The organism is Natrarchaeobaculum sulfurireducens (assembly GCF_003430825.1).
Taxonomy (GTDB): Archaea; Halobacteriota; Halobacteria; order Halobacteriales; family Natrialbaceae; genus Natrarchaeobaculum; species Natrarchaeobaculum sulfurireducens.
In genome coordinates, this window is the sequence record NZ_CP024047.1 from 2,848,230 (window position 1) to 2,867,417 (window position 19,188).

18 protein-coding genes and 2 tRNA genes are annotated in these 19,188 nt (G+C 62.5%); 16 read left to right on the forward strand and 4 right to left on the reverse strand.

From position 1 onward, the window contains the following. Positions 1-46: 46 nt before the first annotated feature. Complete coding sequence (locus tag AArc1_RS15065) at positions 47-826, reverse strand: DUF7388 family protein (protein ID WP_117365141.1); 780 nt, start codon at positions 824-826, stop codon at positions 47-49. A gap of 245 nt (positions 827-1,071) precedes the next feature. Here AArc1_RS15065 and AArc1_RS15075 point away from each other — a divergent pair, with 245 nt between their 5' ends. The 5 genes from AArc1_RS15075 to AArc1_RS15095 all read left to right on the forward strand — a co-directional run bounded on the left by AArc1_RS15075 (position 1,072) and on the right by AArc1_RS15095 (position 5,214). Beyond that, positions 1,072-2,181 carry a S1C family serine protease gene (locus AArc1_RS15075; RefSeq protein WP_117365143.1) on the forward strand — a complete coding sequence of 370 codons (1,110 nt, stop codon included), beginning with the start codon at positions 1,072-1,074 and terminating at the stop codon, positions 2,179-2,181. Positions 2,182-2,421: 240 nt separating this feature from the next. Next, on the forward strand, positions 2,422-2,616 hold the full coding sequence (locus tag AArc1_RS15080) for a DUF7511 domain-containing protein (RefSeq protein ID WP_117365144.1): 195 nt from the start codon (positions 2,422-2,424) through the stop codon (positions 2,614-2,616). Positions 2,617-2,623: 7 nt separating this feature from the next. Continuing rightward, positions 2,624-2,818 carry a hypothetical protein gene (locus tag AArc1_RS15085; protein ID WP_117365145.1) on the forward strand — a complete coding sequence of 65 codons (195 nt, stop codon included), beginning with the start codon at positions 2,624-2,626 and terminating at the stop codon, positions 2,816-2,818. Between the two features lie 434 nt (positions 2,819-3,252). Further along, complete coding sequence (locus AArc1_RS15090; RefSeq protein WP_117365146.1) at positions 3,253-4,197, forward strand: nucleotidyltransferase domain-containing protein; 945 nt, start codon at positions 3,253-3,255, stop codon at positions 4,195-4,197. Positions 4,198-4,446: 249 nt separating this feature from the next. Continuing rightward, entirely contained in the window at positions 4,447-5,214 is a 768-nt protein-coding gene (locus AArc1_RS15095; protein ID WP_117365147.1) for a DNA-directed RNA polymerase subunit epsilon, read from the forward strand. A gap of 143 nt (positions 5,215-5,357) precedes the next feature. Here the strand turns inward: AArc1_RS15095 and AArc1_RS15100 are convergent, their stop codons facing one another. Continuing rightward, the gene (locus AArc1_RS15100; RefSeq protein WP_117365148.1) at positions 5,358-6,194 is read right to left on the reverse strand and encodes an NAD(+)/NADH kinase; all 837 of its coding nucleotides are present in this window, start codon (positions 6,192-6,194) and stop codon (positions 5,358-5,360) included. A gap of 247 nt (positions 6,195-6,441) precedes the next feature. On the opposite strand from AArc1_RS15100, the gene AArc1_RS15105 reads away from it, so the two are divergent. From AArc1_RS15105 to AArc1_RS19700, 11 genes are all read left to right on the forward strand, one after another. Continuing rightward, complete coding sequence (locus tag AArc1_RS15105) at positions 6,442-7,539, forward strand: KaiC domain-containing protein (RefSeq protein WP_117365925.1); 1,098 nt, start codon at positions 6,442-6,444, stop codon at positions 7,537-7,539. Between the two features lie 180 nt (positions 7,540-7,719). Then, on the forward strand, positions 7,720-7,965 hold the full coding sequence (locus AArc1_RS15110; RefSeq protein WP_117365149.1) for an amphi-Trp domain-containing protein: 246 nt from the start codon (positions 7,720-7,722) through the stop codon (positions 7,963-7,965). 87 nt (positions 7,966-8,052) lie between these two features. Then, complete coding sequence (locus tag AArc1_RS15115; protein ID WP_117365150.1) at positions 8,053-8,481, forward strand: universal stress protein; 429 nt, start codon at positions 8,053-8,055, stop codon at positions 8,479-8,481. Between the two features lie 109 nt (positions 8,482-8,590). After that, entirely contained in the window at positions 8,591-9,988 is a 1,398-nt protein-coding gene (locus AArc1_RS15120) for a hypothetical protein (protein ID WP_117365151.1), read from the forward strand. A gap of 172 nt (positions 9,989-10,160) precedes the next feature. Further along, a complete protein-coding gene (locus AArc1_RS15125; protein ID WP_117365152.1) occupies positions 10,161-11,795 on the forward strand; it encodes an ABC transporter substrate-binding protein in 1,635 nt (544 codons plus the stop codon). A 260-nt stretch (positions 11,796-12,055) separates the two neighbouring features. Beyond that, positions 12,056-13,036: an ABC transporter permease gene (locus tag AArc1_RS15130; protein WP_117365153.1), complete on the forward strand. Its 981-nt coding sequence runs from the start codon at positions 12,056-12,058 to the stop codon at positions 13,034-13,036. Then, entirely contained in the window at positions 13,033-13,998 is a 966-nt protein-coding gene (locus tag AArc1_RS15135; protein ID WP_117365154.1) for an ABC transporter permease, read from the forward strand. The genes AArc1_RS15130 and AArc1_RS15135 overlap by 4 nt, the downstream gene beginning before the upstream one ends. Before the next feature lie 4 nt (positions 13,999-14,002). Further along, positions 14,003-15,055, forward strand: a complete 1,053-nt coding sequence (locus AArc1_RS15140) for an ABC transporter ATP-binding protein (RefSeq protein WP_117365155.1) — start codon at positions 14,003-14,005, stop codon at positions 15,053-15,055. Further along, a complete protein-coding gene (locus AArc1_RS15145; RefSeq protein ID WP_117365156.1) occupies positions 15,055-16,353 on the forward strand; it encodes an ABC transporter ATP-binding protein in 1,299 nt (432 codons plus the stop codon). Before AArc1_RS15140 ends, AArc1_RS15145 begins: the two co-directional genes overlap by 1 nt. A 452-nt stretch (positions 16,354-16,805) precedes the next feature. After that, the gene (locus AArc1_RS15150; protein WP_117365157.1) at positions 16,806-18,053 is read left to right on the forward strand and encodes an RNA-guided endonuclease InsQ/TnpB family protein; all 1,248 of its coding nucleotides are present in this window, start codon (positions 16,806-16,808) and stop codon (positions 18,051-18,053) included. A 441-nt stretch (positions 18,054-18,494) separates the two neighbouring features. After that, the gene (locus AArc1_RS19700) at positions 18,495-18,722 is read left to right on the forward strand and encodes a HalOD1 output domain-containing protein (protein WP_117365158.1); all 228 of its coding nucleotides are present in this window, start codon (positions 18,495-18,497) and stop codon (positions 18,720-18,722) included. 23 nt (positions 18,723-18,745) lie between these two features. On the opposite strand, the gene AArc1_RS15160 is transcribed toward AArc1_RS19700, so the two are convergent. Together AArc1_RS15160 and AArc1_RS15165 are read right to left on the reverse strand one after the other, a co-directional pair. Continuing rightward, positions 18,746-18,811: transfer RNA gene (locus tag AArc1_RS15160), tRNA-Glu, on the reverse strand. A 77-nt stretch (positions 18,812-18,888) separates the two neighbouring features. Continuing rightward, positions 18,889-18,959, reverse strand: a tRNA-Gly gene (locus AArc1_RS15165). Positions 18,960-19,188: the final 229 nt, after the last annotated feature.

Consider the following 19,188-nt stretch of genomic DNA (forward strand, 5'->3'; position numbering starts at 1 on the left):
ATCGATCCGAAGACAGGGGTAACTCGGCGAGGCGTCGGCGACCCGGTTACTCGAGAAACGCCTCGAGGCCGCGGGCTGGGTAGCCGACGACGGTCGTCGCGCCGGCCTCCCGGAGCGCCGCCGTCCGTGCCGCAACGTCGATTTCAGCGCCCACGAGCGCGTAGTCGTCGGCCGCCGCGAGCAACACCTCGCGGGCACGGCCCGTCGCGCTCGAGTCGGTCGTCGCGTCGTCGGGTAACGCCGTCGCGACGGGACGCCGACGGGAGACGTAGTCGCCGACGGCGTCGAGGATAGCATCCTCGTCGTCCGTAAGAACTGTCGGGGCGTAGACGGCGACCTCGCCGTCGAACCCTGCCTGCCGGAGTGCGGTGAGTTCCCGCTCGGTCGACCGCGAGAGCAGGTCGTACTGGGTCGCGCCCGTAGCCATGGCGATTCGCTCGACGCTTTCGGTCCCCACCCAGGCGTCGGGATCGGTCTCGAGGGCGGCCCCGAGTCGCGGGGCGACGGCGCGGCGTCGTTCCTCGTCCGTGAGATACGCCGGGTGCCCCGCGACGAGAACGCGACCGACCGATTCGGGAAGCACCTCGAGCAGCGAGTCGTCGCCGAGCGGGTCGAAGCCGTCGGCTCGGACGGGCGTCGTCACGAGCACCTCGGTGTCAGCTGCGAGGGTCTCGAGCGTCTCGGTATCGGGGAGGTGCTCGGGGCCCTCGTAGTCGATGGCGATCGTCTCGACCGGGATCGACTGACCCCTCGAGACGTCACACTCGGCTGGTTTCAGGGCGACCGCGTCGAGGTCAGCACTGGTGACAGCGCTGGGCGGGAGCATCAGAACACACCTCGCGCGTCGAAGAAGTAACTACTGGCGATGCGGAACTCGATCCATCGTCTGTGCGACCATAGCCGTTGTGCGTCGGGGACGCGGAAAAACCTGACGTTCTCGCTAGTCGTCGAACCGTCGGGGAGGGGCGGCGCCGAACCGTTCATCTCGACGACAGTTCGTCGTTCGGAATCAGAGATCACCGACAGCAGCCTCCCCGGGCGTTCAAATAGGTGGAGTTCTATCCGTCAGATATGAACGATTTTCGACCGGACCGGCGCCAGTTCCTTTCGCTCGTCGGCGTGAGTGGCGGGCTCTCGCTGGCCGGGTGTACGGAACCGCGACGCGACGGCGGAGTAGAAGGTGGGTCCGCACACAGCATCGACCGGGACGACCTCGCCGACGGCTCGACGTTTACCGACGTCTACGACGCTGTCATCGAATCAGTCACGCAGGTTCGCGTCTTCGGCGTCGACGACCCCCTCACCGACCAGGAGGGCCAGGGACAGGGATCGGGGTTCGTCTACGACGAAAACCACGTCGTCACGAACGAACACGTCGTCGCAGGTGGCGAAGAGGTCGACCTGCAGTACATCACCGGTGACTGGACGAGCACACGTATCGTCGGCACCGACCGGCTCAGCGATCTGGCCGTCCTCGAGGTCGAACACATCCCCGAGGAGGCAACGCCACTGCCGCTGGCACAGGACCGTCCCGTCGTTGGCCAACAGGTTCTCGCCGTCGGCAACCCCTTCGGCCTCGAGGGATCGATGTCCCAGGGCGTCGTCAGCGGCGTCGACCGGACGATCGAGGCACCTGGACAGGACTTTTCGTTCCCGAACGTCATCCAGACCGACGCCGCCGTCAACCCCGGAAACAGTGGCGGCCCACTCGTCGACCTCGATGGGAACGTCATCGGCGTCGTCCATGCCGGCGGCGGCGAGAACATCGGCTTTGCCATCTCGGCAGCGCTGGCCAACCGCGTCGTCCCTGCCCTCCTCGAAGACGGGGAGTTCGAGCACTCGTATCTGGGCATTCAACTCGCGTCGGTCGACCGGTTCATCGCCGAGGAGAACGACCTCGAGGAGGCAGCCGGTATCGCCGTCGTCGGCGTCGTCGACGGTGGCCCGGCCGACGGCGTCCTCGAGGAAGCGACCAGCACTACCGAGCGGGGCGGCGAACCGGTCCCAGTCGGTGGCGACGTCATCGTCGAATTGGACGGCGAACCGATCCCGGACCGCCACGCACTTTCGACGTTCCTCGCTCTCGAGACGAGTCCCGGCAACGAACTCGAGGTGCGGCTCTGGCGTGACGGCGAGATCGTCGTCGAAACCCTCGTCCTCGGAACGCGACCGACCGAGTGACCGGTTCGGTCACGTTGACGAGGCCGAAACAGTTGCTTGCGTAACCGTAACAGTCCCATACCGGTCGCCGATGGAGTCGTCCCGCGATGAGACACGCCGACATCAGTTTCGGACGCCAATAGTCCTGCGCCTGCAGAAAACGTCTGATTCTTCCAGGTGACGTGCCCGAAACGGTACGGAAACGAGGGGATAACAATAGGGGTAGTCGGGATACTCCAGGTCGAACGACCAGCGACCACCATGACCTCCAACGCCGACGTCACACCCCCGGTTCCGGACGCACTGCCCATCGAACTCGATCACGTTACCGTCGAGAACGAAGACGCACCGAACGAGTGTGCGATCTTCCCCCGTGAAGCGTCCGAAGAACAACTCATGACGGCCTGGATATCGGCTCACGACGACTCGTTCGTCGCTCTCGAGTCGATGCGCTAAGCGTGCCATGCAGCTGGGGAACGTCGTCACTGCAGCGGGCTTTTGGGTCGCAATCGTCTTACCGGTCGCATACCTCCCGGTCTTTCTCGCTGGAATCGACTCCGCGTTCGGCCTCTCCGTGTTTCTCGGCCTGATAGCGGTCAACGTCGTCGCACTCGTCGTCGGCCACGAGTATCCCGCCTCGCAGTCGAAAGCGCACTGACTGTGAGAGTGGCCTCGAGTTGTGTGCGTTCGTTTCCGGGACGAACGTGTAACAAAACTCCATGAAGAGGAACTGTCCGCCCTGTCTGCGTTCGATCCCAGAGAGCCACCAGCAGTGGTGTGAGTGCGGTCAGGTGATGGACCCGCAGTGCTTCGACGCTCACGGCCCCTGGTGTACGTCGACGGCGACGAAGCCTAGCTCGGTGCCCTCGAGCGGTGAATTGCTCTCAACCGGAACCACACAGGACGTTACCCCAGCCGGAACCACACAGGACAGTGCCCCAGACGGCACGACACGGGCCCTAGCGGAGCCGCTGGGCTCCGTCTTCCCGAGGACACGATCCGACCGCCGTTTAAGTACCTCTGGTCACAAAGTAAAGCTATGACGGGGAGTGAGGCCCTCGCGTTTTGTGCTGTATCGCGTCACCAGTGACGATGTCTGCCGTTTCATCCACCGTCTACGACGCCGTCGAGAGAGCACTCTCTGAACTCGAGTCCGAGTTCGACGTTCGGGCCGTGCTGGCGGTCGCCCGAGGGAGCCACGCCTGGGGCGCTGCCAGCCCGGACAGCGACTACGACGTCGGCTTTGTCTTCGTCGAGGCCGACTGTCGGCGCTACGCCCATCTCGACGGTACTCGCGAGAGCGTCGTCGAATACGCCACGGCCACCGTCGACGGCCACCCGATCGACCTCGAGTTTCAGGGCTGGAACGTCACCACGTTCGCCAAACTGCTCGCGGCGTCGAACCAGGGCGCGATCGACCTCCTGCGGAGTCCAATCCGGTACCGGACGACGTACGATCCCGACCCGCTCGCCGCCGAGCTCGAGCGAACGTTCGATCCGATGGACCTCTATCACGACTGGCGCGCCATCGCGTCGAACACCTACCGGACGTATCTCTCCGACCATCTGGTTGGGCCCGACGACGAGGTGTTTCCGATCCGGGATCGACTCGCGAAGGGCTACCTCGTCGAGACTGACGACGGGACGACGACCATCGCCGCCGACGACGAGCGGTTTACCGAGACGGCGACCAGACAGACGGTGAAAGGTAACCTCACCGTCTTCCGGGCGGCAGCGTCCGCCCGATACCTCAAACGAACCGGCGAGCGCGGTGACCACGACCTGCCTGCCCTCGAGTTCGAGTCGTTCCTCGAGGAGCAAGCGCCCGCGGTGTTCGACGCCGACCGGCTCGAATGCGGCCACAGACTGCTCGAGCGAAAGCGCCGAGGCGACGGCAACGCCGTGATCGGTGACCGCGTCGGTCGCGAATTCGCACATCCGCCACGACTGATCGACCCCGCAGTTCACGCCCGCGATGGACCCGACCGAACGCGACTGAACGATGCCGTCGACGCGATGATCGATGCGAGTCGCTGACACAGGGCTTCGATTCGGGTCCGACCGCCGCTCGCCGTCGTTCGTTTAAGTGCTTCTGGTCACGAGGTAGAGCTACGAAGGGCTTTTCGCGGAGGCATCCTGTCGACAGCCGTGAGTGACGACACACGATAGCGATGCTGTTCGACCCCGGTATTGAACCCCGTTCGAAAGGCGTACGTGAGGGTGTAGTGACAGGTTTGTCGAAACGAGCGAGGCTTTTTCCGTCTCCCTGTCCGAGCCCCAGACGAGATGAGAGACGACGGTGTCGACCCCGCCGGTCGCGACCCCCCACTCGTCCCGGACGGCGGCGTCACGCCCGACCGCGACCCCGAACGCAGACTCGAGACGCGTCCAGGCTCGGGCTCGCTCTCGCGTGTGGAGGTCAGACGTGACTCGACGATCCGCCAGTGGGGTGTCGTCACGCCGAGTGCGACCGTCATCGGCCGCGCAGAATCGCCTGATGCGGACCTCTCGGAGAGCGTTCGTCGCCTCCACGACGAGCAACACGCGGCGACACCTGGCTACAGCGAGCGCGCCCACCACCTCGATCGGTTGCGAACGACGCAGGCGCTGTGTAACGCCCTCGAGGTGACGCCGTGGCAACGCGACCTCGCGTTGGGCGTGATGGACGAGATCGATCTCACCGAGTTCGGCAGCCAGCGGGCGATTCCGACGGTCGCACTGGTGGTCATCCGCCACGTCGTCGACGTCGACCGCCAGCGGTACTTCGGCCTCGACGACGTCGACGTCCAGGCGCTGTCCGCCGACCGCATGGAGGAGCTATTCACGCAGTATCGCGCCCACGACATCACCGAGGAGCCGACGTTCAAACGGCTCGCAGCCACCCACGGTCTCGATACGACGAGTCTGAACCGCCTCCGGCGCGTGCTGAAGTCCCAGCTCGAGGACGGCTTTCCGGCCTACGGTCGCAATCCGTATCGCGATCCGAACCTGCCGGAGTCGACCCGAACTCCGGCGGCCGACGCTGACGACTCCCCTCCCGAATCCGACGGTTGAGACGGGGAAGTCGATCGCCAAAGCGGATAGCGCTGCTGGCTTTTCGTCCCGACACGTCGCGGCCACGTCACCCACAGCACAGTCTCAGCCGACCGGATCGCCCGGAACCGAGAAGCGTCCCTCGAGCCCCAGCCAGTAGCCCCTCACTCGAGTTTGCCGAGCGCCTCGAAGAAGTGGGGCCGCGGGCCGACCAGCCGGACGGGGGCGTCGGCGACCGAGACCGACACCGTCGCCGGCGGCTCGAGCGGCCGACGGTTGCGACCGTCGGCGATCACGTAGCCAGCATCGGCGTCCGAGATCGAGAGTTCGATCTCCACCGCCGGGTCGACGACCAGCGGCGCCATCGGCTCCGCGGTGGCCATCCCGCTGATCACCAGCGCGTCGGTCGTCGGGTTAATCAGGGGGCCGTCCTCGCTCAGGTTGTACGCGGTCGATCCCGTTGGCGTTGCCACGAGCACGCCGTCAGCGTGACTCTCGTGGTACCGCCGGCCGTCGACGAGAACCGCTATCGTCGCGCCACCACCGTGGCCCCGTCGAGGACCGTGGACGACCACCTCGTTGAGCGCCGGCTCGAGCGTCCACTCGTCGTCGGCTCCGGTCGCCACGAGCCGGGCGAGTTCGTGGCCGTCGAGCGTACTCGCCTGCAGGCGGCCGACGAGGCTGCACACGACTTCCAGGGCGTCCGACGGATCGACGGCGTTGAGATACCCGACCTCACCGAGGTTGACCCCGAGGACCGGGGTGTCGCCGACCTCGCGGGCAACGAACAGCAACGTGCCATCACCACCGATGCTGACGACCAGTTCACACGCCGCCATCGCGCTGACTGGCACGCTCGTGGCGTCGATCGCGTCCCCTGTTTCCTCGTCGACGACCGGGCGCTCGCCGTACTCACGATCGAGCACCGCGAGGAGTGTCTCGGCGAGCGCCTGTGCACGGTCGTTTTTACGCTGGGCAACGACTCCGACGGCGGCCTCCATCGTCGGCGCATACCCGTTCTGGGAGCAAAAAGCCACAGCTTCGAGCGGAGGTCCTTCGTCGCATGGAACCGACACCAACATTCATCTCGCTGGGATTACTCGGAATATGTGAGCGGGTTCACCACCCCCGTCAGACGCTCCGATATGGAACATGTGCACTCGAGCAGTGCCGGGCGGCCAGTTTCGCCAGGACGGCCAGTGAGCGTTGGCTGTGTGCCAGTCCTCGATGCGGACGGAGGTGACCGAGATGTCTGAAGACGATGAAGACTGGTTCGAACGAGCACTGACGCAAGACGAATCGGAAACGACTGAAGACGGTCCAGAGTCAGGAGATGCCGGTACCCCTCAGACCGAGGAGCCGACCGACGGCGACGACTCCCTCGAGTTCGACGAGGGGGATTTCGATGGCTTTACCGAGAGAGATTTCGACGCGTTGGCCGATCCGGAAACCGATGCGTTCGGAGACGCGTCCAACGACAACGACGACGACGGCGGCTCGCTGTTCAACGAGGACTTCGGGTCCGCACTCGAGAACGCCCCCGATATTCCCGTCGACGAGGGGGGCGAGAGTGGAGTCCCCGGCGGCTCCTCGGGGGTCAGTTTCGTCAGTTCCGACGAGGCTGATTTCGACGACGAGATCGATTCCGATCTCCCCAGGTTCGAACTCGGGATCGAAGGGTTAGACCGGATGATTCAGGGCGGCGTGCCGGAACGCTCGCTGATGACCGCCATCGGCGGCGCCGGGACCGGGAAGACGACGTTCGGACTGCAGTTTCTCAACCACGGGCTCGCACAGGGCGAACGCGGCGTGTACATCACGCTCGAGGAGAGCCACCAGCGAGTGGTGAACAGCGCGACCGAGAAGGGGTTCCCATTCGACGAGTACCTCGAGGAGGGACGGCTGGCCATCGTCGACCTCGATCCCGTGGAGATGGCAAACAGTCTGGCGTCGATTCGGTCCGAACTGCCGACGCTCGTCGAGGGTTTTGGCGCGTCGCGACTCGTCCTCGACTCGGTATCGCTGCTCGAGATGATGTACGACGAGCGGGCGACGCGGCGAAACGAGGTCTACGATTTTACCGAGAGTCTGAAAGACGCCGGCGTGACGGCGCTGTTGACGAGCGAGGCCTCCGAACGGACGCCCTATGCCTCCCGCCACGGTATCGTCGAGTACCTGACCGACGCCGTCTTCGTGTTACAGTACGTCCGCCCCGACGACTTCCGCGAGACGCGACTCGCGATCGAGATCCAGAAGATCCGAGACGCGAACCACTCCCGGGAGAAAAAGCCCTACGAAATCACGGACGAGGGGATCTCCGTCTACCAGCAGGCGAACCTGTTCTGACCGTCTCCGGCTCGCCTCGACGGCCACGGGCTGAAACGGACGGTGTTGGATCTCGCATCGCTCGAGTCATCGACTACCGGCTCGAGCAGCCGTCCGTTCTCGAGTAAGTACGTGTTTGCGGTCTGTAGGTGCGGTCGTTCGCGGCGCATACTTTTCAGGACCGGACCGCCAGGGCGTCGTATGGCAGACCGGACCACCGTAGACGAGACGCTCACCCGTGAGGAACTGGCGGCATATTTCGAACACCTCTCGACGGCGTTTGCAGACGGCGAGACGGTTCGTATCGAGGTGGGGAACAAGACGGTCGAGCTCACTCCCCCGGAAACGGTCGAACTCTCCGTCGACGTGATCGAACGGTCGACGCTCCTGCGCGGGAACCGAGAAGAGATCGAGATCGAACTCGCCTGGAAGCCGACCAGTCCGTAACGGGCCAGGAACCTGACAGTGGCGGTGGCACACACGGCGCGGACGAGAAGGAAGTTCTTTTTCCTTCCACGCCAGTGGTCCGACTAGATGTACGAGACGATCCTCTTTCCCACCGACGGGAGCGACCACGCGGCGACGGTCGCCGAACATGCCTTCGAGGCCGCGAACACGCGATCGGCGACGCTTCACGTACTTTCCGTTGTCGACGACCGCGCGTTCCTCGTTCTCGACGACGCTCGCGTCGAACAGGTTCGGTCGGACCTCAAGGTTACCGCGCGTGAAGCGACCGACGCGGCCGCAACGCGCGCCTCCGAGGCGGGGCTCGAGGTGGAGACGGCGATCGAAACCGGCCACCCGGCGGAGTGTATCGTCGACTACGCAACCGAGAACGACGTCGACCTCATCGTCATGGGGACCAGCGGTGACGAGTACGAGAGCAACGTCGTCGGGAGCGTCTCCCAGCGCGTGGTCCGAACCGCGCCGATACCCGTAACGACGGTCGGACCGGACGTCTGAGACTGGCCTGGACACGGCCACCGAACTGCCGCGGGTGTCGGATCCGACGAGTGCCGACGGCGAACCGAGTGGATAGGTTGATATGTCTGCTCTGGCTACCCGCTGAAGAATGCGCCGCTCAATCGTGATCGCGGTCACACTGATCGCCATCGCGTTCGTCCTCATCGGGGGCCCATCGCTGTTGTTCTCGCCGTCGACGGACGAACTCACACCCGAAGCAGACGACGGCCCCGAGCCCGCTATCATCTCGCTCGAGGACAGCGACAGCGGCTTCTGGCCCTACCTCAACGCACGCCAGGCCCACGAAAACCGGAGTCCGCTGAACGTCGTCGTGCGGGGCGACGCCAACCAGGTGCTGACGCTGCTGGCCGAACACGGCGACGGTGACTGGGAGGAAGCCGATCACGATCACTTCGAAGCCGAGGAACTCCTCGAGTTCGGCGACAACGAGACGGACTCGAGGATGGATCCCGACGCTGATCTGGACAACGTTTCCAACACGACCGTCGAAGACGTCAGACCGATCTCGCCGACCGACATTCCGTGGTCTGAAGCCGACGGTGCGACGCGATACGCTTACCTCGACCCCGGCCCGGACGAGGATGGCATCTGGACGACCGAAACACTCCAACTCGAAGATGGCGAGTACTACGGCTACCGGTACCATATCCGCGCCTACGAGAGCCCGAACCCCGACGACGAGTGGGTCGTGATGCAGACCCACTCCGAGCACTTCGACTGGCTCACCCTCCGTCACCGCGTCGACGGCGTCGAAGGAGCCCAACTGCGTCTCGAGCGCGACCTGATGGCGATTCCCGGTGTCGACGTCCAGGAGGACGTCCAGCGGCTCTACCTCGACAACAGCGGCCCCTCCGATGCCGACGGGTGGGCGACCAAGGTCGATCTCACCGCAATGGCGCTTGCACCTCTCGCTCTGGGACTTGCGGCGCGGCGCGACCGCGAGATCCACGCCGAGAGTGCAGGCCTCCTCGAGCGCGCCAGCGGAGAGGTCGACGACCGACTCAACGAGGGAGAGCGCGCCCGACTTGCGGCCGTTGCCGACCGACTCGAGGCGCGCCACCTGATCCTCGCGGGAACGATCCTCGCGATCATCCTCGGCGTCCGCATCGCCGGTATCGCGCTGGATCGCACGGTCGATATGCTGACTGTCCACATGATCGCTGGCCTGCTCTACCCCGTCATCGCCGTGGGAGTACCCGTCGCGACCTACGCCATCGCCAACGGCCTCGAGAGCCGCATCGACGCTGCTGTCGCTGCGTCTACCTCGCTCGCTGTCGCGATCTGGCTCGATTACAGCCTGCTAGGCGTCGACGTCCTCCCGGTCGACGTCGTCGTCCAGCGTGCGCTCGTCGTCGTCGCCCTGGGGCTCATCGCTGGCGGTGCAGCCCGGCGAGCGACCCGCAACTCGAGGCTCAACGACATGCTGGTCGCTGGCGTTGGACTGTGGGTGGTGGTGCTGGTCGGGACCCTGTTTGGCTACCTGTAGTCTCCGTTCCGTCCGGCGGCCTCGACTGCCAGAAGAGCAACCTTGCTCGAGTTCAAATCGATTTGAAATACAGCCAATCAGTACAAATACGATCACGGATATGGACAACAGTACGCGATTTATCACGCTCTGATCGGAAGGACTATTACGACCCACTGAAATTCTGATACTCATGCGCACGAATTCGCGCCGATCATTCCTCCGATCGGTTGGGGCAGCAGGTGCTGTTGGGACGGCCGCCCTCGCAGGGTGTGTTGGGGTTGACGACGGGGCAGACGAAGACCTCGGAGAGCCCGTACCGGAGATCCAGTTCGTCTTCCAGACTGCTGGAGCGAGTCCGGACCGAAACGAACTCGGCAATCTCATCGCGGATAACTTCGAGGCAGTCGGCTTCGAAGTCGACCGCCAGGAACGTGAGTTCGATCCGGCCGTCCAGCAGACCGTCGTCGAACAGGACTTCGACGTCTCGCTTCTCGGGTGGGGTGGAACGCCAGAGCGGATCGATCCGCACATCTTCCTGACGGACATGCACCACTCGGATTACACTGAAGAAGGGGGACGGAACACGCCAGGTTACGAGAATCCCGACTACGACGAACTCGCGGAAGCGCAGGCTCGAGAGGTCGACGAGGATGCTCGACGCGAACTCGTCTTCGAGGCACAGGCGATGCTCTCGGAAGATCAGCCGCGCTGTTACATCGCAAACGAGGGTGGAGACCACCCATACAACGCCGAGCGACTCGACAGCGTGAACCCGACGTTGGGCGAGGGACTCAACGGCTTCTGGAACTTCATGGAACTGGAGCCGGCCGACGGCGTCAATGAGGTGTCGTTCGGCTACGGAGCCGACATCATCTCGCTGAACCCGATGCAGGATATGGCCACGCCGGACCGACAGTTTATCCGGCTCATCTACGACCAGCTCTATCGCTTCGGTGAGGACGGCGATCCGGTTCCGTGGCTGGCGGTCGACGAACCGGAGATCTCCGACGACGGGACTATGTTCACTGTCGAGATCCGCGAGGGCCACACGTTCCACGACGGCGAAGACGTGACAGTCGACGATGTCGCGTTCTCGTTCGATCTCTTTTACGAGCACTCCCCGACGTACCAAGCGTACCTCGATGGGATCGAAGAGATAGAGACCAGCGGAAACGAGATCACGTTCCACCTCGAGGAACCCGACGCGACGTTCATCAGTAACGCGCTGGCTCAGATCTACGTCTTCCCCGAACACATCTGGTCCGAGATCCACGACCCCACGGAACAGGGAGACGACGACTACATCGGGAGCGGCCCGTTCGAGTTCGAAGACTGGGAGCGCGAGGTCGAGCTGCAACTGGGCAGGTTCGACGACCACTTCCAGCCGCCGAACGTCAGCAGACTCATCCGCATTCCCGGCGACGCTGGCACGTTGGTCGATCAGATCGAGGCTCACGAGATCGACATGTTCGGTAACGAGCCGACGCCGACGCAGGCCGAACGGATCGCTGACGACCCGGACCTGGGTCTGGCCACCTTCCAAGACGTCGGCCACGTGAAACTGGCGTACAACATGCGCCGGGATCACATGGACGATCCACACCTCCGACGAGCGATGTCCTACTGTGTCCCCAAAGAGACCTTCGTCGAGGACATCCGTGGCGGGATGGGAACGGTGACCCACTCACCGATCTCCGAGGCAGTCGAAAACTGGCACAACCCCGACGTAGAGCAGTACACCGAAGACCTCGAGGCTGCCGAAGAGGAACTCGAGGCCGGTGGCTACGAGCGAGGAAGCGACGGCAAGCTGTACTACGCAGAGTAACCGTCGGCTGTACTACGGGAACCGTCCAACGGCCGGTCAACCCGTTGCACAGCGAAACGGAACGAACGAGAGGCCCTCGAATTGGACCTCGTTTCGCAACGCTACTGATCCGATTCGACCCGTCGACTGACAGGACTGAAAACCGAACGATCGATGCTACACACCGACTATACCCGACACGATCGGCAGCTCCCGCGTGAGCGACGCGGGAGACGAATAGAACCGAGCGCACGACCGAGCGTACCGGAAGGAGACGACAGATGGGACTGAGAGAGTACATCGTCCGCCGTATTCTCCAGCTCGTCTTTACGCTGTGGGCGTTCGTCACGCTCCTGTTCGTACTGTTCCGGATGGTGCCTGGCGATCCGACGACGCGGTTCGTCATGGAGTATCCAACGCCGGAAGCGCGAGAACAACGAATCGAAGAGCTCGGGCTCAACGAGCCGCTGTACGTCCAGTATTTCGAGTACCTGGGCCAACTGTTGCGAGGTGAGTTCGGCGACTCGACTCACTACCGAGAGCCGGTGAGTGAACTCATCTTCCCGCTGTTTCTCAACACGGTCGTTCTCATGTTCACCGCGTTGATCATCGCCTACACGTTCGGCGTGCTCTTCGGCGCGGCCATGGGATGGCTGCGAGGCAGTCGCTTCGAGCGTGGTGGCATCGTCCTCACGCTCGTCGCTCGCTCCTCGCCCGAGTTCTGGATCGGCGTCATCCTGGTCTGGATCTTCGTCTTCCAGCTCGGGGTCCTCCCCCGGAGTGGGATCGGCGCTCACGGCGGCGAGTTGACCATGAACGTCGTCGACCGATACGCCAACGTCGACTTCCTCCGGCACCTGATCCTGCCCGCGTTGACGGGGGCGATCTACTACATGGCGACGCCCGCCCTGCTGATGCGAAACACCATGCTCGAGGTCCTGAAAGCCGACTTCATCGAGATCAAGAAAGCCGAGGGCCTGCCCGAGCGAACGGTGTTGTACAAACACGCCGCCCGCAACTCCGTGTTGCCACTCGTGACCGTCGTCGCGATCGCAACCGGTGCCGCGATGGGCGGATCGGTCATCATCGAGACCGTCTTCAACTGGCCAGGGATCGGCCGTGAGATGGTCGCCTCGGTGACCAGAAACGACTATCCGGTCGCGATGGCGGCGTTTTTCCTCATGGGAACTGCCGTGATCGTAATGAATTTCGTCGCCGACCTGGCGTACCTCTATCTCGACCCACGGGTGAAATACGAATGAGTCTCGAGACCGCTACTGCTGACGACGACTCGCTAGACCGACGCAAACTTCGCTGGCAGCGCCGCCTCGAGGCGCTTCGCAACTGGGCAGGCGTCCTGAAAGAAGACCGAATGGGCCAGACAGGGATCGCCATCCTGGCAGTGTTTTTCTTCATCGGGATTTTCGCCCGACCGATCGAAATCTCGGTCGGCCCCGTCTGGGCGACGGTCCAGCCGTTCTCGCTTGCACCCTACGAGCCCGGTGCTCGGGTCGCCGGAACAGGGCTCCAGGGCCCCTCGTGGGACCACCCGCTCGGAACGACGGCGCTCGGCCGGGACGTCCTGTCTCAACTCCTCGCCGCGACGCGAGTGACGCTGATCGTCGGCATCGTCGCGGCGTTCATGGCCGTCTTCATCGGCGCGAACGTCGGCATCATCAGCGCCTACTACGGCGGCTGGGTCGACGACATCCTGATGCGAATTACCGACGTCGTCTACGGCGTTCCGTTCTTGCCCTTCGCTATCGCGCTGGTGTTCATCATCGGTGCCAGCCTGGTCAACGTCATCTTTGCGATCGTGTTGATCCTCTGGCGCGGCACCGCACGTGTCGTCCGGTCACAGGTACTGAGTCACAAACAACGGCCGTACGTCGAGAGCGCCCGAGCGATCGGCGCAAGCGACTTTCGGATCATGTACGTCCAGATCATGCCGAACGTCCTGCCACTGATCTCGCTGTACGCCGCCTTCGCGGTGGCGTGGGCGGTGATCGCCGAGGCGAGTCTCTCGTTCCTCGGGCTGGGCCCACCGGGAATGATCTCCTGGGGCGAGATGATCTACGACGTCCGGAGCGCCGGTGCACTCCGCGAGGCGTGGTGGTGGGTGTTCCCACCTGGCATCGCCATCATGCTGTTCGTGATGTCGGTGTTCTTCATCGGCCGCTCGCTCGAGAAAGTAGTCAACCCCGAACTGCGCCACTCCAAGTAACACAATGACGCTACTCACAATCGACGGTTTGCAGATGTACTACCGGAGCGAGGCAGGATACGTCCGCGCCGCCGACGACATCAACATCGAACTCGAGCGCGGACAGACGCTCGGACTCGTCGGCGAGAGCGGCTCCGGAAAGACGACTATCGCCCGCTCGATCATCCGGCTGTTGCCGGACAACGCCGAGGTCGTCGACGGATCGATCGACTTCGACGGCACGGACATCACCGAACTCACCGACCGGGAACTGCGCAACCAGATCCGATGGCAGGAGGTATCGATGATCCCGCAGAACGCGATGAACGGCTTCGACCCGGTCTACACCGTCGGCCAACAGATCGTTCAGGTTATCAGACACCACGAAGACGGCGTCTCGAAAGCCGAGGCGAAAGACCGCGCCAGATCGCTGTTCGACGAACTCGGCATCGATCCCGACCGTGTCGATGACTATCCCCACCAGTTCTCCGGCGGGATGGCCCAGCGGGCGATGATCGCACTGGCACTGTGTCTCGAGCCGCGGCTGATCCTCGCTGACGAGCCGACGACGGCACTGGACGTGGTGATCCAAGACCGCATCCTCGATACGATCAAAGAGATGCAAGCGGAGTACGACAGCGCGATGATCCTGATCACCCACGACATCTCGGTGGTCAGCGAGACCTCCGATCGGATCGCCGTCTGCTACGGCGGCCGGATCGTCGAGCAGGCCGACGCGGCCACGATCATCAAGAACCCCCGTCACCCCTACACGCTCGGACTGCGCAACGCATTTCCCGACATCGCAGATTCCGACGAGGACCTCATCTCGATTCCGGGAACGCCACCCGAACTCGTCGACCCCGGTGAGGGCTGTCGATTCGCGCCTCGCTGTCCGTTCGCAGAAGACGAGTGCTGGGAGGTAACGCCGGAACCCGAAGAGTACGGCGACGGCCATATCGTCGAGTGTCACCGCGCCGACGAGGCCGACGAACTCCGCTCGCTCGCCGCAAAGCGAGAGACGTGGATGGGCACCGACGAAGCGAAAACAACGCCGGCACAGGGAGGTGACGACTGATGTCGCTTACCTCAGAGACCGAAGAGCACTCAGAGCGGGCCGACGACGCGAAACTCCGGCTCGAGAACCTCGATAAGCATTTTACGGTCAATCAAGGCATCCTCTCGCGAATCCTCCGCGGGGAGTCCTCTCAGTACGTCCACGCCGTCGACGACGTCACCGTCGAAATCGCCGAGGGAGAAGCATTCGGCTTAGCTGGCGAGTCCGGCTGTGGGAAGACGACGCTCGGAAAGACCGCGATCAAGTTGACCGAGCCCACGAACGGTCGGATCGTCTTCGACGGCGAGGACGTCACCGACTTAAGCGGCGACGACCTGAAGGCGTTCCGACGAGAGGCCCAGGTGATCCACCAGAACCCGTACGACTCGATCAACCCCCGATTTACGGTTTACGAGTGGATCGAAGAGCCCCTCATCGTCCACGGCATCGGGACACCCGAAGAACGCGAAGCTCGCGTCCTCGAGACCCTCGAGATGGCTGGCCTCGAGCCGCCCGAAGCCTACGCCCACGAGTATCCCACCGAACTCAGCGGTGGTGAACGCCAGCGGGTCGGTATCGCCCGTGCACTGGTACTCGAGCCGTCGTTCCTGCTGGCAGACGAGCCCGCGAGTATGCTCGACGTCTCGATTCGCGCGAGTATCCTCGACGTGTTCGAGCGGCTCCAGACCGAACTCGGTCTGACGGCGTTGTACATCAGCCACGACCTCTCACTGTTGAAACACATCTGTGACCGCATCGGGATCATGTACCTCGGCGAACTGGTCGAAGTCGGCCCCGCAGACGAGATCATCGACAATCCCCAGCACCCCTACACGCAGGCGCTCGTCTCCTCGGTCCCGCGACTCGACCCCGACGTCGACCGCGAGCGAATCGAACTCGTCGGTGAGGTCCCCGACGCCGTCGACGTTCCCAGCGGCTGTCGCTTCCACCCCCGGTGTCCGAAGCTCGTCCCGCCAGAAGACGTCGACCTCGAGCAAGCCGTCTGGCGAGCCGTCGCCAATCTCCGGCGCGATCTCCTCGAGGACGACCTCTCGCTGACCGGTGACGAGACACACACCCCTGGCGAGATTCGGGCAGAGTACGGCGTTCCGGACGAGCTTTCCGACCCCCACGTCGAAGCGGTGCTCTCGGAGGCCCTCGAGGCGTTCGTCGAAACTGAAGACGCGACACTCGACCGACTCCGGGAGGCACTCGAGAGCCCGTGTGAACGCGGCTCGATCCCGACGTATCAGGCCACCGACGTCCAGCGCTCGCAGTGTCTGTTACACGACCCCGACGGGCCATATCGGGCCGGGTGACCAACGGCTGACCGGCCAGGTCGGACGCCTCGAACCCCGATCATCAACATAAACACTGCTTCGGCCACCGACTCCTCGATCCGTCTACAGAGATACAGCGAGAGTGCCTCGGGGCTTGACCCCGAGGTAGTTCACGAGACACTCACGGACGACTTCAGTACGGACAGGCAGACCACAGCAACAACTGCAACGGTTTGCACACTGATCGCCGGTCCGTCTGACGAGCAGGTGCGCACTGACGTGCTGTGGGTACTATCTTCTTACAGCGAGAGAATCCCGCCGTTCACGGTGTTGACGAGACGCTTTGCGTCTCGTTCGCACATCAGAACGCGAAGCGTTCTGAGGACGGGCGTGAATCGCGTCACTCAACTACGCGAACCACCGCTCGATAGCGGGCTGGATATTCCACGCTAATCCACACCATTAAGTTGATTCATTTACATGGGCTATGTATGGCGATTCAGGTCACGCGCACCTACGTTGGTTCGATCCAGAACCACCGGCAGGTCTGCGATGGCCTTGACTCGCTCGGAGACTCCGCCTCGAAGATCTGGAATGTCGCACGATGGACAGCCGACCGAATCTGGGATGAGACCGGTGAAATCCCAGACGAGGGTGTGCTGAAATCGTACATGAAGAACCAGTCGTGCTGGAAAGACCTGAACGCACAATCCAGTCAGAAAGTCATCGAAGAACTTTCTGACGCTTTCCAGTCGTGGTTCGATCTGCGACAGAAGGATGACGAGGCGAATCCACCCGGCTACCGCAAACACGGCGACACCCGGCCCAAGAGTACGGTTACGTTCAAACCAGACGGGTTCAAACACGACCCAGAGAACAACCGCGTCCGGCTCAGCAAAGGGTCGAACCTCAAGGAGTACTGGTCAGACTTCATCCTCTGCGAATACCAGACACGCCCAGATGTTGCCCTCTCGGAAGTCACCAAGGTACAGAACGTTCGAACCGTCTGGAACGGCGACGAGTGGGAGCTGCACTTTGTCTGCAAAGTCGAACTCGAAACCAGCGACTCCGCAGGCGACGGCGTTGCTGGAATCGACCTTGGGATCAAAAATATTGCCACGGTCGCATTTCCCGACGAATACGTCCTCTACCCCGGCAACTCGATCAAGCAAGACAAACACTACTTCAAGCGAGCCGAGTACGACACTGCGGGTGAGGGCCCCTCGGAGAAGTCACTGTGGGCACGTCGGAAACTCGCAGATCGTGAAACGCATTTCTACCACACGCTTACGGACACCATCATTACGGAGTGTGTCGAACGTGGTGTCGGCACGCTCGCGGTGAGTTGGCCTGAAGACGTGCGAAACTCAGACTGGGGGAAGAGTGGCAACAAGAAACTCCACACGTGGGCGTTCGACCGCATTTACCAGTCCCTCGAATACAAAGGCGAGATCCGTGGCATCGAGGTGCTGAAAGAAAATGAATGGAACACCTCGAAAACGTGTTCAGCGTGTGGTGACGACACGAAGTCGAACCGGAAGCATCGTGGATTGTACGTCTGTTCGTCGTGTGAGTTGGTAGCCAACGCCGATTGTAACGGGGCGGAGAACATGAGACAGAAGATAACTCCGAGTCCTCACGGTGAGGATAGGAGTAACGGCTGTGTGGCACAGCCATCGGTACACCTGTTCGACCGCGAGAGCGGGTCGTTCAAAACGAGAGAACAGGTCGTATCGTAGACCAACAAATATCCCACCCTGCGGTACGGGAAGCCTCGCCGTCGTCGGGCATCGCCCGACTGCCTGAGGGAGCTTCGCTCCCTCTCCGTTTACGGCGAGGAGGATGTCACATGAGTCGAATCCAGTGAGAGATCGGCGTCCTTGCCGCTTGTTGTAGCACTTTTCCAGCTCGAATTCGATACAACAGGACCCCTCCCGCTAGTCCTATATTCCAGGCCCGACTTGACAAAGTAACGGGTAGAAAGACAATCAAAGCACATTTTTCGAGTCTTAAGACTTATTTTAGGTAGTGATAATAGAAATATGAATTTTACCTAACCATATTGGGTCCGAGCTTTTTTCTCTACGTTCTCTACATGTGATATGGTACGAACCGATCACTGCTGTCCGCCTGAAAATACGCAAGTTGAGTTCCAAACTGAACGAAAGCGGTCGGAGTCGATGGTCCAGGCGATCGTCAGAGCACTTTCCACTACCAAAGACGTCCCCGTGACTGAACTGGACTCTTTGTACGAGTCCATCAATACGGAGGCTGTAAACTCACTGTTTGGACATGCCGAGACGCGCCACACGGCTATTTGCCTCGAGTTCACGCATCAAGATCACACGGTCACTGTAACCCAAAGTGGAGCGATCTACGTCCGAAGCAGCGATGACGAATACGGGTGAGGGGCCAAGACAAGACGGAAGCATGCGCCGACCGGGAATTGAACCCGGGCTATGAGCTTGAGACGCTCATGTCCTCCCACTAGACTTCCGATGAACTCACTGCGCTCGTTCATCGACCTTCGCCTCGCTCCGCTCGGCTCAGCACCGGCGCTGCGGAGAATAGCAGTGCGCCGACCGGGAATTGAACCCGGGCTATGAGCTTGGGAAGCTCATGTCCTCCCACTAGACCACCGGCGCTCACTCACGCTGTTCGTTCGCGCCGTCGTTCGTAGTTCCGGCGGAACTACTCACCACCGGCGCTCGTTTACTTCTGTCGTTCGTGCCCCGAGGATCGCGATTCCGAAAGAATCGCTCACCTCCAGCGCACACTTACCTCGAGCGTATCCGCCGATCACACTTCAACGTAGCGTTCGCTCGAGCCCACGCCACCTGTCGAACGTTCGTCCAGTTTTTGCCAGTTAGGGGT